Source organism: Kitasatospora cheerisanensis KCTC 2395, from assembly GCF_000696185.1.
In the GTDB taxonomy this organism is placed as follows: domain Bacteria; phylum Actinomycetota; class Actinomycetes; order Streptomycetales; family Streptomycetaceae; genus Kitasatospora; species Kitasatospora cheerisanensis.
The window spans coordinates 1,336,523-1,351,388 of record NZ_KK853997.1 but is presented as its reverse complement, the minus strand read 5'-3'; the positions used below and the strand labels follow the sequence as shown (position 1 = coordinate 1,351,388).

The window sequence follows — 14,866 nt, the reverse complement described above, 5'->3', positions numbered from 1 at the left end:
CGTCCGGTGGCGAACTCGCCCTCGGGACCGGCCGCGCGGGCGAACAGCTCGACCCGCCCGGCCAGCCAGACGGCCGCGGCCAGTTCGGCCCACAGGTCGTCGGCGACCGGGCTGGACGGCCCGCCGAGGCCGTGCCGGACCCGGTAGTGGTGCTGCAACTCGACCGGTCCGAAGGAGAATTCGGCGTCCGGCCGGATCCCCAGGACGGACTGCCCGCAGCGGTACGGGCGGCGGGTGTAGGTGGTGAAGGTCAGCTCCGCGGCGTGCCGGGCGGGCAGCGCCCCGGTGGCCAGTGCCACCCAGCGGGCCACTGCCTCCGGATCGCGCTCGACCAGGACCAGTTGCGGGCCGGGCGGGTCCGCGAACAGGGCCCGGACGTCGGCCAGGAACGGCGCCAGCCCGTCCGCGCGCTCCGCGGCGAACCGGCACAGCACCTCCCGGCCGAAGGCGAACCCCTGCTTCAGGAAACCCAGTTCGGGCGGGGCTTGGCCGACCGGGGCGTCCTGCCGCCAGGACGGCGACTCCCACAGCTCGATCGGCCGCAGCTGCTCGGCGGGCCGGTCCGGGTGCGGCAGGAACTCGCCGGGCGCCAGGTGCACCGCGTGCGCGTGGAAGTTGCCGTAGCGGCCGGTGTAGTCCACGCCGGTGTACACCGTGCGGCTGACCAGGGAGCTGCCGTCGGGCAGCCGGGTGTGCGCGAACGCCACCGGGAAGTCGGCGAGTTCGGCGTCGGTGGGGCGCAGCGGTGCGTCCCGGGGCGGCTCGTAGCCGAGCACCGGCTCGGCCAGCCGAAGCACCTCGGGGCCGACGCCCGGGCTGACCGAGGTGAACCGGAAACCGGAGCCGTCCGGGCCGGGCGGCGCGGACGTGTAGTGCAGTTGACGGAGTGTCACTGTGCCTCCTGTGCGCCGGACTTCGGCCGCCGGACCTTCAACACCCCGTGCCGGCCCAGCAGCCAGAGCAGCGGGTCGGCGACGCGCAGCGGCTGCGGGCCCTGCCCGGGCGCGTCCGCCGGGGCGTCGTCCGGCGGCGGCGCGCCCAGCGCGGAGAGCGCGAACAGCGAGAACGTCCGGAAGTCGGCGGACAGTTGGGCGTGCAGTGCGCCGCCGTCCCACTGCGCGAGCAGCGCCCGGACCTCCTCGTGCACGGCGATCCGGTCCGCCTCGTCCAGCTCGCCGCCGTCGTGCCGGGCGGCGCGGGCGATCGGCGAGCCCGGGTGCAGCTGCCCGAGCAGTTCGTCGCTCTTGGTGAGCGCCACCGCGAGCGGGGTGGAGACCAGGCCGTGCCGGTCGCGCCGGCGGTGGCCGCGGAGCTGGGCGGCCAGGTCGGCGGCGATCTGGTCCGGCGGGGCCTCCAGGTCCGGCAGGCGTCGGCCGAGGTCGGCCAAGGAGTCGCGGACGGACCGGAGTTGGAGCGGGTCGACCATCAGGATGATGCCGTCGGCGGCGGCCAGGTAGGCGGTGTAGCGGTCCATCGCCTCGGCGCTGGCGAGGTTCTCGCCGGCCGCGTCGAAGAACACCAGCGTGGTGGCCCGGCTGCCCCGGCGGGCCAGGCCGTCGCGTTCCAGGCTGAGCCGGAAGATCAGCGGATCGTTGAAGCTCATCGCGGCGCTCTGGGTCGGCGCGGGCAGCCGCAGGCCGTCGTAGAGGTCGTCCTCCAGCTCCTTGAACCGGCTCTGGGTGGCCGCGCCCATCGGCGTCAGGGTGGCCCGGAACGGCCGGCCCGCCGCGCCGCGCAGCTCGTGCAGCAGGACCGTCATCGCGGTGCTCTTGCCGGCCGTCTTCGGCCCGACCAGGGCGATGATCCGGGTCGGCTGGTCGCCGTAGTCGTTCGGCAGGTCGCTGTGGCAGGTCCGGCAGACCCGGACGGGCGTCGCCACCCCGCAGTTCGGGCACTCCTCGCGGAGCCGCGGCGGCCGGCCGATCCGGCGGGCGGGCGCGAACAGCGGCCCGCGCATCGCGGTGTGCCGGCTGCCGCCGTGGTTGGCGAACGCCGCCCACACCTCGTCGTACTCGGCGCCGCACGGCGCGGCGCCGCGGACCCGGGAACCCTGCGCCAGGCAGCGGAACAGCAGCCGGGACGACCGGTCCCGGGTGAAGCAGTACGGGCAGACCACGTCCGTCATCTCAACGCACCACCAGCGAGTCGGGGTCGGGATCCTGCAGTTCGGCCGCCCCGGCGTGCGGGCCGACCAGGAAGCCGCGCAGCACGGCGGGCCGGGCGATCCGGTGCGGGTCGAGCTCGGCCCGGTGGGGGAGGCCGTCGGCCAGCTCGGCGCCGGGCACCCGGAGCAGCTCCTCGCCCTGTTCGGGCCGCAGCGGGCGCACCGTGCCGGCGGCGGCGACCAGCAGGAAGTCCGGGCACGGCCAGGGGAGTTCGCCGTCCGGGGCGGGCGGGAGCTCGGTGTGCAGGCGCAGCTGCCAGGGTCGGCGGCGGCCCAACCGGGGCGGGCGCTCCAGCCGCCAGGCGACCCGCAGCCGGGCGGGGACGGCGAGTTCGAGGGGCGTGCTCAGCACCAGGTCGGCCGAGACCCGGCCGACCGGGGTGAGGGTGACGGTGCAGGGCCGCCGGTCCACGGGCAGCACCAGGCCCTCCCGCAGGTAGCTGCTGCGGGCCACCACCCGGTGGTCCTGCTCGCCGCCCTGCGACCAGCGGACCTCGGTCAGGACGGCCGGTTCGGGCCAGCCGAAGGCGAGTCGGACCCGGCCGTCGGGCGTCCGCTCGGCGGTCGCCCGCTCGATGCCGCCGACCGCGTCCACCACCACGCCCGGCCCGGCGACGGCCCGGCCGCCCAGCGCGGTGACCAGCAGGCAGCGGTTCAACGCGCGCGGCGCGACGGCGAGTTCGGCCCGCAGCAGGCCGCCGCCGAGCTGCTCGGCGGCGGCCGCCTCCGGCCGGGAGACGTCCGGCAGCTCCTCGCCGGGCGGCGGCAGCGGCAGGCCGTCGGGCCAGGCGACCAGCGCGGACCGGCCGTGCGCGGGGGCCGGCCACTCCACCGTCACCGTGCCGTCCGGCCCCGGTGCCAGCCGCACCGAGGCGACCTGCTCCGGGTACCGCTCCACCACGGCGGCCGACGTCACCTCCTCCGACCAGACCCGGGCGCCGTCCGCGGCCCGGTACCCGGCCGCCAGCGCGTACCGGTGCGGGCCCGGCTCGACGCCCCGGTCCACCAGCGCGCCCTCGCCCGCCGGATGCGTCCACTCGGCGCGGGCCGGACCGTCCGGGGCGGTGCGCACCACCCGGATCTCCTCGGCCGGCGCGGGGGCCGTCCAGGACAGCGCGACCGCCTTCCGGCCCGGGACGAGTCGCAGCGCCGACGGCGGCGGGGCCACCACCACGGGCGGGCCGAGCGCGGCCGCGCCGACCGGGCGGCCCGCTGCCACCGGCACCACCGCGTACCGCACCCGGTGGCCGAACGGGACGGCGGCGTCCCGCAGTTCGGGCCGGTCGACGGTGGCGAGCGGGACCGGTTCGGCGGCCCGGACGCCGGGCGGCCGAACCGTCGCGTCCAGCCGGAGCACCTGGTACCCGACCGGCTCGCCGCCCGGGGTCCGGCGGGCGGCCGGCGTCCAGCTCAACTCGACACCGGCGGCGGTCGGTTCGGCCCGCACCCGGGGGCTCCCGGGCGGGTGCTCGTCGGCCTCGGCGATCCGGACCAGCTCCAGCAGGGGCCGCCGGTCGGCCCGGTCCAGCCGGGCCGCGCGCAGGCAGCAGCGCACCGCCGTGACCCGCTCGCCGCGCCGGGCGGAGGCCGCAGCCTCGCGCAACAGCCCGTCCCGGCCCGCGAGTTCGCTCCGGTGATGGTGGCGCACCGCGTCCAGCACCTGGTCGCCGCTGGGCGCGCCGGGCAGCCGTGCCAGCAGCGCGCCCGTCTCGTCCAGCCGGCGGTCCGCCCAGACGTCCCACAGCCCCTCGGCGGCCGCCCGGTCCACCCGCGGCCGGGCCGCGGTCGCCGCGGCCAGTTCGGCCGCCTCCGCCGGATGCACCCCGAGCCGGCGCAGCGCCTCCTCGGCCGATCCGCCCTCCGCGTCGGCGAGTTCGGCGAGCCGGTAGAGCGTCAGGCGGCGCAGCGCCATCGGGTCCAGCTCCAGGGCCAGGGCGGCGCGGCCCAGCAGGGCGAGCACCGTCGCGGCCCGGGGATCCGCCGACTGCCGCCAGTCGGCGGCGAGTTCGGCCAGGTAGCCGGCGTCGGCGCGGCGCCAGCGGTGGCCGCGCACCGGGAACCACAGGCCGTCCAGCACCCGGAACTCCGGCGGCGCGTCGATCCGCCCCGGTGGCAGCAGCGCCCGCGCCGGATGGGCCACCCCGAGCGACGCCAACCCGCCCTGCCAGCCCGGGAAGTCCCGGACGGCCGGTATCACCGGAAGGAGCGCCGGTGCGCCGTGCACCAATGCCCTCGCTGCCAACGTGATCCCCCGCACGAAGAGGGCCGGACCGCGGGCGGCCGGGCCGATCGAGGGAACCATTTGAGCAGACCCGTACAGCTCCTGTCCGCCGCTGACGGAAGCTCCCGGGAAAATCTCCGCACCCGGGCGGGCAGCAGGCCGGGGGTCAGTCGCGGCGGGCGGTCACCAGGCCCGATTCGTGGGCCACCACGACGAGTTGGGCCCGGTCGCGGACGCGCAGCTCGGTCCTCGCCCGGTGGAGGTGGCGCTTCGCCGTCACCGGGCTGATCACCAGCCGCCCGGCAAGCTCCTGGGTTCGACGGGCCCTGCGCGACCAGTGCCACCGCCTCGCGCAGCCGCCGGGTGATCGGCTGCGCGAGGTGACGGTCGATCAGCCGCCGGGTGATCGGCTGCGCGAGCGGCGCGTCGCCGCGGGCCGCGACCCGGACGACGTGCAGGAAGTCGTCCAGGCCGTAGCCGGTCAGGACGACCACGTGCACGCCGGACAGCGCGAGGTCGGCGGCGATCCGGCGGGACGCCTCGATGCCGTCCGCGCCGGGCACCCGGATGTCCACCAGGGCGACGCCGGGCAGCAGGTCACGGGCCCGGTCCACGGCCTCCTGGCCGTTCGCGCCTCCGCCACCACCTCGTGCCCTGGCGGGCCGTCCGGCTCAGGGGAGCCGGATCTCCGCGTAGGCGGTGATGGCGTCGCGCTGGTACGCGGCCAGACCGGCCGCGATCCGCTCGTACGCCGCGCGCCACTGCTCGTTGGCCACGCAGGCCGCGCCGGTCGCCGTGAAGTCCGCCGCGGCCATCGGGGTGAGCTGTCGCAGTGCCTCCAACCGGTCCGCCTGGCTGCTGAGGATCTCGCCGATCTCGCGCAGCCCGAGCCCCAACTCCCGCAGCACCAGGATCTGCCGGAGCCGCAGCAGTTCGTCCTCCGCGTAGTGGCGGTGTCCGTTGGCGCCGATCCACGCGGGCCGCAGCAGCCCGATCTCGCTGTAGTGCCGCAAGGTCCGGGCGGTCACGCCCGACATCCGGGCGACCTCCGCGATCGGCCAGGCCACCACCCACCCCTTCCCGCCGTGGGCCGGTCCGTTCCGTCCCGGCTCCGCCGACCGGGCCGGGCGGTCCGGAAATCGGTTCGACGAGGAGTGCGGCGTCGGGCAGACTGCGCGCGATGACTGAGCGAAACGACACGCCTCCCAGCTGGGACGAGCGCACGCAGCTGACCACCTTCCTCGACTACGCCCGGGCCACCGCGCGCGCCAAGTGCGAGGGCCTCTCGGCGGAGGACGCCCGCCGTTCGCCGCTTCCCGGCTCGCCGCTGATGACGGCGTGCGGGCTGATCAGCCACCTGCGGTGGGTCGAACACTGGTGGCTGGAGGTGGTGTTCCTCGGGCAGGAGCTGGTCGGCCCGCTGGCCGACGCCACCGACGACGACCCGGACCCGGAGATGCGGACCGCCGTCGACGTCCCGCTGGAGCAGCTGCTCGCCGAGTACGAGGAGCAGGCCGAGCGGTTCCGGCAGCTGATCGCCGACCACGACCTGGACGCGAAGGCCGAGCGCCCGATCCGTGACGGGCGGCACGTCGACCTGCGGTGGATCTTGCTGCACCTGATCGAGGAGACCGCCCGGCACAACGGCCACCTGGACATCGTGCGCGAACTGCTGGACGGCCGGACCGGCTCCTGACCGGCCCCTGACCGGCGGTGCGCCGCCCCGGCGTCCCCGGCCGGTAACCGCCGGTATGCCGTCCCGGTCCCCCGGCGTGACATGCTCGTCCCATGACCGACCGTGGAGACGTGGCAGTGTTCGGGCCGGGCCCCGGCGACGGTTCGGACGCCGGCCGGGCGTCCTCGCCCGGCCGCTACCCGCAGCAGCGCCCGGCGTCCGCCCGCCCGGCGTCCGGCCCCCCGGCCGCCTGCGGCGGGGAGGGCCCGCACGCCGCCGTCCAGGAGGTGCTGGACGGCCTGCCCGGGTCGGTGACCTTCCTGGTGCCCGAGACCGGGCCGGACGGCCGGGTCGCCGACTTCCGGATCGCCGCCGCCTCGCCCGAGGCGACCGACGTCGCCGGGCGGCGCGGCCGCGAACTCGTCGGCCTGCGCATCCTGGAGGCCTACCCGGGCGTGGCCGGCAGCGAGTTGTGGCGCGGCTACCTGGACGCGCTGGCCACCGGCGTCCGCTACGAGGGCGAACCGTTCGAGTACGCGGAGGAGTCGGAGGGCGTGCCGCGGCTGTCCCGGTTCGCGGTCCGGGCCGCGCCGTCGAGCCAGGGGCTGACCGTCTCCTGGGTCCGGCTGGACAGCGGCGAGCGCGACCGGCGCCGACTGACCGTCATGCAGCGGTTGGCGCAGCTCGGTTGGGCCGACTGGGAGCTGACCCGGAACGAGACCACCTGGTCCGAGCAGGTCTACACGATCTTCGGCCGGGCCCGCCGGCTCGGCCCGGTCGCCCTCGCCGACCTCCCGCGGCACGCGCTCGCCGAGGACGCCCCCGCCCTCGAAGCCGCCGTACGGCGCCTGCTCGGCACCGGCGAGGCCGTCGACCACGCCTTCCGCCTCACCACCCCGGACGGGCAGGTGCGGCACGTGCGGATCGTCGCCGAGGGCGAGACCGACGCCCACGGCACCCCCGTCGAGGTGCACGGCTTCTTCCAGGACCGCACCGCCGTCGCGCACGCCGAGCAGCAACTGCTCGAACACGAGCGGACCGCCCTCGCCCAGCGCAGCCAGCTGGCCGCCGAACGCGAGCTCGCCGCCGACCTCCAGCACGCCCTGCTGCCGCTCCCCGAGCAGTCGCTGCGGCTGGCCGGCCTCACCGTCGACGTCGCCTACCACCCGCTCCAGGAGGGCCTGAACGTCGGCGGCGACTGGTACAGCGCCATCGAACTCCCGGACGGCAGCGCCCTGCTGGTCATCGGCGACGTGGCCGGGCACGGCCTCGGCGCGGTCGCCACCATGGCCCAACTCCGGTTCACCGCCAAGGGCATGGCCGTCACCGGCAGCTCGCTCCCGACCATCCTGGCCCGCCTCAACGCGCTGCTGCTGCACAGCTCGGACCGCAGCTTCGGCACCGCCACCATGATCATGGCGCGCTACCACCCGGCCACCTCCACCCTCGACTGGGTCCAGGCCGGCCACCCGCCGCCGCTGCTGCTGCGCGACGGCACGCCCCGCTACCTGCCCGCCCCCGGTGGCATCCTGCTCGGCGCGACCAACACCCCCGACTACGCGCAGTCCACGCTGCGCCTGCTGCCCGGCGACCACTTGCTGCTCTACACCGACGGACTGGTCGAGTTTCCCGGCGAGTCGCTCGACAGGGGCCTGGACCGGCTCGCCCGGGTCGCCACCGAGAGCGCCGGCCGGGAGCGCTTCCTGGACGGCGTGCAGGACGCCCTGGTCGCCCCGCAGCAGCGCCGCGACGACATCTGCGTGCTGCACATCGCCCGCTGAGCGCCCCGGGGGCGCCGCGCCCACCGGGCCCCCGGGGCGCAGCGGGGCCGTTCGGCGGACTTCGGGCCGCCCGCAGGCCGTGTCGGCGGGGCGGCCGGGCGGTTCCGGGGTGGGCTGGGGGGATGCCCGACGAGACCCTGCCGTTGAACCACGGCGAGCAGCTGCTGGAACGGTTCCTGGTGACCGGCCGCACGCTCGACCCGCGCGAGGCGCCGCGGATCGCCGAGGAGTACACCCGCGCGCTCGGCCTCGGCGCCAGCACCGTCTACCTGGCCGACATCCAGCAGCACCGGCTGGTGGCGATGGGCGACGGCATCGACCTGCCGATCGACCACACGCTGGCCGGCTGGGCGTTCCGCACCGGCTCGATGCGGGTCACCGACGACGGCGGGGCCGGCCTGGTCGCCTGGTTCCCGCTGGTGGACGGCGCCGAACGGCTCGGCGTACTGGGCCTGCGCACCGCCGCCCTGGACCGGGAGACGATCCGCCGCTGCCGGCTGCTCACCGCCCTGCTGGCCATGATGATCACCTCGAAGCGGGACACCAGCGACAGCTATGCGCACGGCACCCGGTCCGACACCATGACCCTGCCCGCCGAGATGCTCCGGGCCTTCCTGCCGCCGCGCACCGTCTGCACCGAGCGGGCGATCTCCACCGCCGTGCTGGAACCCGCCTACCAGCTCGGCGGCGACGCGTTCGAGCACTCGCTCGCCGACGGGGTGCTGCACGCGGCGGTGCTGGACGCGATGGGCCACGACCTGGCGTCCGGCCTGACCGCCGCGCTCGCCCTCGGTGCCTGCCGCAACGCCCGCCGCAACGGCGCCGACCTGCCCGACCTGGTCGCCTCCATCGACCGGGCCATGCACGACTGGTACCCCGACCGGTTCGCCACCGGCGTGTTCCTGCGCCTCGACCTCGCCACCGGCACCCTGCACTGGGCGAACTGCGGGCACCCGCCGCCGCTGCTGATCCGCGCCGACCAGGTGGTCACCGACGCGCTCGCCGGACCGGGCGAACTGCCGCTCGGACTCGCCCACCTGACCGACCGTCCGCGCACCGTCCGCACCGTCTCGCTGCAGCCCGGCGACCGGCTGCTCATCTACACCGACGGCGTGGTGGACGCGAAGGGCGCCAGTCACGAATTCTTCGGGCTGTCCCGCTTCACCGACTTCGTGATCCGCGCCACCGCCGCCGGCGAGCCCGCCCCGGAGGCGCTGCGCCGGCTGATGCACGCCGTCCCGGAGCACCAGGACGACCGGCTCACCGACGACGCCACCATCATGATGATCGAGTGGCAGACCGCCACGCCGCCGCTGCTGGACAGCCTCGGCCTGTCCCGGACCGCCGCCTGGTGAGCCGTCAGGCCGCCTCGGGCGCCGGGTCGTTGTCGTTGGGGTTCTCCTCGGCGTCGGCGTCGGTCCACGGCCGGAGCTTCTCCGGGTTGCGCACCCCCCAGATGTGGGTGATCCGGCCGTCGACGACCCGGAACGCGAACACCGTGGAGGTGACGCCGTCCACCCGGGCGATCAGGCCGGGCTGGCCGTTGACGGTGCGCTCCAGGAACGTCGTCGCCGGCACGAAGCGCGAGGTGTCCAGATAGGCCCGGACGATGTTCTCCCGGCCGGTGAGCGGCTCCAGCAGGGCGCCGACCAGGCCGCCGCCGTCGGCGATCACCGTGGCGTCCGGGTCGAGCAGGTCCATCAGCGAGCGGACGTCCTTCGCCTCCCAGGCCCGCTTGAACTCCCGCACCACGCCCGCCTGGGTGCTCGGCGGGCTGACCGGGGCCGCCGAGGCGCGGATCCGGCGGCGGGCCGAGGTGGCCAACTGGCGGCAGGCGGCGGCCGACCGGCCGAGGATCTCCGCCACCTCCGCGAACGGGTACTGGAACACGTCGTGCAGCACGAACGCCACCCGCTCCGCCGGGGTCATCGACTCCAGCACCACCAGGAACGCCATGTGCACCGACTCGTCCAGGGTGATCCGGTCCGCCGGGTCGGCCGTCGCCCCGCCGCCCTCCCCGCGGTGCGCGGGCAGCGGCTCGGGGATCCACTCGCCGACGTAGCGCTCCCGGCGCGCCCGGGCCGAGCCCAGCAGGTTCAGGCAGATCCGGCCCGCCACCGTGGTCAGCCACCCGCCGGGCGACTCGATCGCGGCCCGCTGCCGCTCCGACTGCGCGTACCAGCGCGCGTACGTCTCCTGCACCACGTCCTCGGCGTCGGCCAGCGAACCGAGCAGCCGGTACGCCAGGTTGGTCAGCCGGCGGCGCTCGCCCATGATCGCGCCGTCCGGGCCGCCGTGCTGCTGCTGAAGGTCCACGGTGCTTCGTCTCCTCGGTTCGGTGAACGGTCCCGCCCGGTACGACCGGACAGCGCGGCGGAATGTGACGTCACCCGCCGCCTCACATTCCGCGCCGCCGTTCTGTCGTACCGGTACCGGCACCGGCCGGAAGACGAACGGAGAATCCGATGACCACGTTCCAGGCGATCGCCGACCGCGTCGAGATCCAGGCGCTGCAGGCCGAGTTCACCGACGCCGTGATGATGCGCGACCGCGCCCGGCTCGCCGCCCTGTTCACCGCGGACGGCGTGCTGCGGATGCCCAACATCCCGATCGAACTGACCGGACCCGAGCAGATCCGGCTGGGCGGCGAGAAGCTCCAGGAACAGTGGGTGTTCTTCGTCCAGAACACCCACCCCGGCGCGATAGCGATCGACGGCGACACCGCCACCGGCCGCGCCCACATGCACGAGATCGCCCGCACCCGCAACGGCCTCGAAGGCCTCAACTACGCCATCTACCACGACACCTACCGGCGCACCCCGGACGGCTGGCGGTTCGCCGAGCGGGTCTACGAACTCCGCTACCTCGACACCACCCCGCTCGGCGGCTCCGCCCCCGGCGAGAACGCGGGGCCCGCCGAGCACTCTGCCGAGCAGCCCGCCGAGCGGCACACTGAGCGGCACACGGAGCCGGCCGCCGCGGAGAGCCTGGAACGCGCTGCCGAGGCGCTCGCCGCCCGCGGCTTCGCCGTCGAGGTGCTCGCGGACGCCGCGGCCGCCCGCGCCCGGGTCGGCGAACTCGTCGACGAGAAGGACGCCGTGTATGCCTACTCCAGCGAGACCCTCCGGCTCTCCGGCCTCGACGAGGACCTCGCCGACGACCGGTACCCCCGCGCCGTCAAGCCCCGCGTCCTGACCATGGACCGGGAGACCGAGGCCGACGGGATCCGGCAGCTGCTCGGCACCCCCGACGTGGTCGTCGGCAGCGTCGTCGCCGTCACCGAGACCGGCTCCGTGGTGCTCGCCTCCGGCAGCGGCAGCCAACTGCCCGCCACCACCGGCGGCGCGGCCCGGGTGATCTGGATCGTCGGCGCGCAGAAGGTCGTCCCCGACCTGCCCGCCGCGCTGCGCCGGCTGGAGGAGCACGCCCTGCCGCTGGAGAGCGAGCGCACCGAGGCCGCCTACGGGGTGCCCAGCGCCGTGAACCAGCTGGTGGTGTTCAACGCGCCGACCCGGTTCAGCCGGGCCACCGTGCTGCTGCTGCGGCAGGCCATCGGCTACTGACCGGTCGCCCGACCCGCCGGCCACTGACGGACCCTCAGGGGCGGCGGGTGGCCAGCAGGGTGGCGAAGTCCGGGGCGAGCCGGACCTCGGTGGTGAGCAGCGACGGGTGGTCGTACCAGACGGTGCGGCCGGTGTCCGGGCGGCCCTGATGGGTCGGCGGCCAGGCGGTGAGGGGCGTCAGGTCGTCGACCACCAGGGTGCCGCCCGGGTTCAGCAGCAGGTCCGGATCGGCGGGCACCGACCGCTTGCCGTTGCCGCCGCCGTCCAGCACCAGCAGGTCGAACGGGCCGTGCCGCCGGATCTCCGTCCAGTCGCCGTGCACCACCTCCAGGTCGGCGACCTCGGCGAACAACTCCCGGACGGCCGCGACGCGTTCGGCCTCCCGCTCGACGCTCACCACCCGCACGCCCGGCCGCCGCCCCGCCAGCAGCCAGCCCAGGCCCACCCCGCACCCCGTACCGGTCTCGCCGATCGGGCCGTCGCGCCCGCCGCCAGCGCCCGGAGCAGCCGGCCCTGCTCCGGGCGGCAGGACTGCTCGAAGCCCAGACGCTCGGCCAACTCTACGGCGCGGAGCACCGTTTCGGGCAGGGCGGCGCGGTCGCGGTAGGCGGCGGTTCCGGAGATCGACATGCGGGTCAGCGTAGGCGCTGCGCGGCTTGACGGGGAGTCAGAGCGAACGGCGCAGCAGCACACCGCGACTGCCCGGGGCCGGGCGGCGGGTCGCGGCGCGCGGAGCCGCGAGATCGATCTCCTCGACCAGCAGCCAGCCCTGCTGCGCGGACATCCACGGCCGCAGCCTGCCGTCCAGCGCGGACGGGGCGAGCGCGACGAACAGCAGGTCGGTCGGCAGGGCGTGCAGCAACTCCAGGTCCTGACCGGCCTGTAGGGCCTCGATCAGCAGCACCGCCCCGAAACGGCGGCGGACCGGCGGCGGGGCGGAGAGATCCGCGGCACTCAGCCGTAGGCGGGTGCGGCGGCCGAAAGCGGAACGCAGCCGCTGACGCAGCGCCGGGTCCGGCTCGGCGGCGTGCACGGTGTACCCGGCCCGCAGCAGACGGCCGGTCAGCGCGCCGTCCTTTGCCCCGAGTTCGGCGAGCGCCCCACTGCCGGGCGGACGGTGCCGGGCCACCCAGGCGGCAGTCGCGTCCAGCCGGTCGGCCTCGTAACGGGCGCCGTCGGCGTCGGGTGCCGTCAGAGTGTCGGTCACGAACATGTCCCGTCGCAGGTTCCAGGGTGCGGGCCGAGACGACCCTAGCCACCGCCTTCGTTCGTGGTCCATACCACCATGGGGGCAAAGTTTACCGTTCACGGTCAATTCAAGGGAAGTAGTACGGAAGAAACGGAAGTTGACCTCCCGGGGCGACGACTCGGCGGTAGGGGAAGAAACGGAAGCTGATCTGCCAGGGCCGCGAACCGCCGGGGCGCGGCAGGCGAGGCGGACGACCCGCCGGAGGGGGCGGGAGGCGGCGCGGAGATCCGGAAGTCGCCCTGCCGGGGCCGCGGAGCGGCGGGGGCGGGTGCGCGGTGGCAGGGAAGAAGCGAGAGCTGATCTGCCAGGGCGGAGGGTGGCGACGCGATGGGTCCGCCGGGGCGGGATGTGGTGCGGCGATCTGGAAGTTGCGCTGCCGGGGCGTGGAGCGGCGGGGGTGGGCGAGCCGCCGGGGCGGGAGGGGGCGCGGGGTGATCCGATGGGGTGTCAGGGCGGGGGTCGGGGATGCCGAAGGGCCCCGCTCGGGTGGTGGTGCGAGCGGGGCCCTTCGGGGGGTGAGGTCAGGCGGGGTCGCTGAACTCGGTGAACTCCGGGAGGTCGGAGAGGTCGGCGTCGAAGTCGTCGTCGAACTCGCCGTCGTAGCGGTCGTCGCGCTCGGTGGCCGGGTCGCGGCGGACCGGGGTGACCCGGCCGAGCTGCATCGCGGCGTAGCCGGCCGCGGCGTTCGGGTCGGCGATGACGCCGTCCGCGGGGTTGGTCTCCCCGTTCTCGCCGTTGTTGCCGCTGCCGTTGCCGCCGCCGGTCGGGCCGCCGCCGCGGCGCTGCGCACCGCGGATGCCGCTGCCGCCGACCGGGCCGTAACCGCCGCCCATGTGCATGCCGCCCATGCCCATCATGCCGCCGCCCATCGGGCGGGCGCCGACGCCGGCGGTGCTGGTGCCGGTCCCGCCGCCACCGCCGCCGCCGGAGGCCGACCCGGTGCCGCTGTGGTCGCCCTCCAGGCTGGTGCCCAGGCGCATGCTGCCGTTCTTGGAGCCGCTGCCGCCGGGCGTCGCGAGCCGGGTGGCGAAGCCCGCCCCGCCGCCGACGCCGCCGGAACCGCCCGACTCGGAGCCGCCGCCTCCGCCACCGCCTCCGCCGTGGCCGCCGCCGGAGCCGCCGAGGCTGCCCAGGTTCGGGCTCTTGAGGCCCAGCGTGTCGATGCCGTTGCCGCCGGAGCCGCTGCGCGAGGATCCGCTGCCGACCGGTCCGAGCTTGGGCATCAGGGCGGCGAACGCCCCGAGCCCGGCGTCCGCCGAGCGGCCGGTGCCCGTCGAGCCGACCGAGTTGAGGCCGGTGCCGACCGCGGAGTTCGGGCTGAACGGGTTCGCCACCGTGGAGGCGATGCCGTTCAGCGTCATCCGGTTGCTGTCCTCGTTCTCGTTCAGGTTGCCGGCCAGCTTGTCCATCTTGCCGGCGGTGTCCCGGAACGAGCCGAGGATGCGCTTGAGCACGTCCTCGACGATGGTCTGCAGGATCTTCTCCGCGACCTGGATGGCCAGCTTCGCGAACGGGTCGCTGCCCTCGCCCAGCTTCAGGCCCGACACGATGCGCCGGAAGTCCATGCCGTGCGACTCGATGTCGTCCGCGCCGCGGCGCAGATCGGCCGCGCAGGTGGCGAGTTGGGCGAGATCGATGTTGAAGCCCTGCCCGTTGGAGTTGTTCGACGGGGTGGGGACGATCTGCTGCGCCGTCTTGAAGATCATGTCCTCGATCGGCTGGAGCAGGGTGTGACCGAGCCGGCTGACGGCCTGGGACAGCAGCTGGTTCATGAGCTCGCGGCCGAGCCGCAGGACCGCCGCGGAGCTCCACGGACCGGTCGAGGAGGCGGCCGCGAAGCTCGCCTGGATGCTGGCCAGTTGGACGATGGACGCGGTCTTCGCGCCCTCGATCACCAGGGCCGCGGCCCGCAGGACCTTGGCGATCGTCTGGCAGGCCTCGACGATCACCTTGGAGTACTTGGTGATGGTGCTCCACAGCTCGGCCAGCCGGTCCGCCGAGGCACCCTGGTAGACCTCGTGAAGCATCGTCAGAGCTTTGTCGGCCGTCATCTGGGCGGAGTCCAAAGCGCCCGAGAACTTCTCCAACTGGTCTGCCAGCCGGTTCAGTTCGTCTTCGTTGGCACCGGGAAAACGTACGCCCAGCAGGCCTACGATGGCATTGAGCCCCGGTGGTAGTTGGATTGCCATGGCCGCCCCCAGCTGTTCCCCGTG

Annotated in this window: 13 protein-coding genes and 1 pseudogene; 4 read left to right on the top strand and 10 right to left on the bottom strand. The window is 75.3% G+C overall.

All coding sequences use genetic code 11. The annotated features are described in order from the left end of the window. The 5 genes and pseudogenes from KCH_RS42335 to KCH_RS05965 form a co-directional block, all read right to left on the bottom strand. Window positions 1–893 (bottom strand): GAP1-N2 domain-containing protein (locus KCH_RS42335; RefSeq protein ID WP_482793290.1); only part of this gene is annotated, 893 nt, incomplete at its 3' end. Continuing rightward, window positions 890–2,125 (bottom strand): TRAFAC clade GTPase domain-containing protein, encoded by a 1,236-nt coding sequence (locus KCH_RS05980; RefSeq protein WP_035859788.1) that lies wholly within the window; start codon window positions 2,123–2,125, stop codon window positions 890–892. The genes KCH_RS42335 and KCH_RS05980, both read right to left, overlap by 4 nt. A 1-nt stretch (window position 2,126) precedes the next feature. Continuing rightward, the gene (locus tag KCH_RS05975; RefSeq protein WP_035859785.1) at window positions 2,127–4,388 is read right to left on the bottom strand and encodes a fibronectin type III domain-containing protein; all 2,262 of its coding nucleotides are present in this window, start codon (window positions 4,386–4,388) and stop codon (window positions 2,127–2,129) included. A gap of 163 nt (window positions 4,389–4,551) precedes the next feature. After that, window positions 4,552–5,017, bottom strand: a pseudogene (locus KCH_RS44075) (response regulator transcription factor); the annotation flags it as partial. A gap of 39 nt (window positions 5,018–5,056) precedes the next feature. Next, on the bottom strand, window positions 5,057–5,452 hold the full coding sequence (locus KCH_RS05965) for a MerR family transcriptional regulator (RefSeq protein ID WP_035859783.1): 396 nt from the start codon (window positions 5,450–5,452) through the stop codon (window positions 5,057–5,059). A 113-nt stretch (window positions 5,453–5,565) separates the two neighbouring features. On the opposite strand from KCH_RS05965, the gene KCH_RS05960 reads away from it, so the two are divergent. From KCH_RS05960 to KCH_RS05950, 3 genes are all read left to right on the top strand, one after another. Next, window positions 5,566–6,081 (top strand): DinB family protein, encoded by a 516-nt coding sequence (locus KCH_RS05960; RefSeq protein WP_035859780.1) that lies wholly within the window; start codon window positions 5,566–5,568, stop codon window positions 6,079–6,081. A gap of 92 nt (window positions 6,082–6,173) precedes the next feature. Further along, window positions 6,174–7,841, top strand: coding sequence for a PP2C family protein-serine/threonine phosphatase (locus KCH_RS05955; RefSeq protein ID WP_084223305.1), 1,668 nt, complete (start codon window positions 6,174–6,176; stop codon window positions 7,839–7,841). A gap of 122 nt (window positions 7,842–7,963) precedes the next feature. Beyond that, entirely contained in the window at window positions 7,964–9,196 is a 1,233-nt protein-coding gene (locus KCH_RS05950) for a PP2C family protein-serine/threonine phosphatase (protein ID WP_035859777.1), read from the top strand. Window positions 9,197–9,200: 4 nt separating this feature from the next. Here the strand turns inward: KCH_RS05950 and sigJ are convergent, their stop codons facing one another. Next, a complete protein-coding gene (sigJ, locus tag KCH_RS05945) occupies window positions 9,201–10,115 on the bottom strand; it encodes an RNA polymerase sigma factor SigJ (protein ID WP_051653890.1) in 915 nt (304 codons plus the stop codon). A gap of 191 nt (window positions 10,116–10,306) precedes the next feature. Between sigJ and KCH_RS39225 the strand changes: the two genes are divergently transcribed. Then, window positions 10,307–11,404 (top strand): LUD domain-containing protein, encoded by a 1,098-nt coding sequence (locus KCH_RS39225; protein WP_035859776.1) that lies wholly within the window; start codon window positions 10,307–10,309, stop codon window positions 11,402–11,404. Between the two features lie 34 nt (window positions 11,405–11,438). On the opposite strand, the gene KCH_RS05935 is transcribed toward KCH_RS39225, so the two are convergent. From KCH_RS05935 to KCH_RS36915, 4 genes are all read right to left on the bottom strand, one after another. Further along, on the bottom strand, window positions 11,439–11,849 hold the full coding sequence (locus KCH_RS05935; protein WP_244305195.1) for an O-methyltransferase: 411 nt from the start codon (window positions 11,847–11,849) through the stop codon (window positions 11,439–11,441). Then, window positions 11,798–12,034 carry a hypothetical protein gene (locus KCH_RS44070; RefSeq protein WP_244305194.1) on the bottom strand — a complete coding sequence of 79 codons (237 nt, stop codon included), beginning with the start codon at window positions 12,032–12,034 and terminating at the stop codon, window positions 11,798–11,800. Before KCH_RS44070 ends, KCH_RS05935 begins: the two co-directional genes overlap by 52 nt. Window positions 12,035–12,071: 37 nt before the next feature. After that, window positions 12,072–12,611: a class I SAM-dependent methyltransferase gene (locus KCH_RS05930; RefSeq protein WP_157031913.1), complete on the bottom strand. Its 540-nt coding sequence runs from the start codon at window positions 12,609–12,611 to the stop codon at window positions 12,072–12,074. Between the two features lie 563 nt (window positions 12,612–13,174). After that, window positions 13,175–14,842 carry a WXG100-like domain-containing protein gene (locus KCH_RS36915; RefSeq protein WP_482793289.1) on the bottom strand — a complete coding sequence of 556 codons (1,668 nt, stop codon included), beginning with the start codon at window positions 14,840–14,842 and terminating at the stop codon, window positions 13,175–13,177. Window positions 14,843–14,866 lie beyond the last annotated feature (24 nt).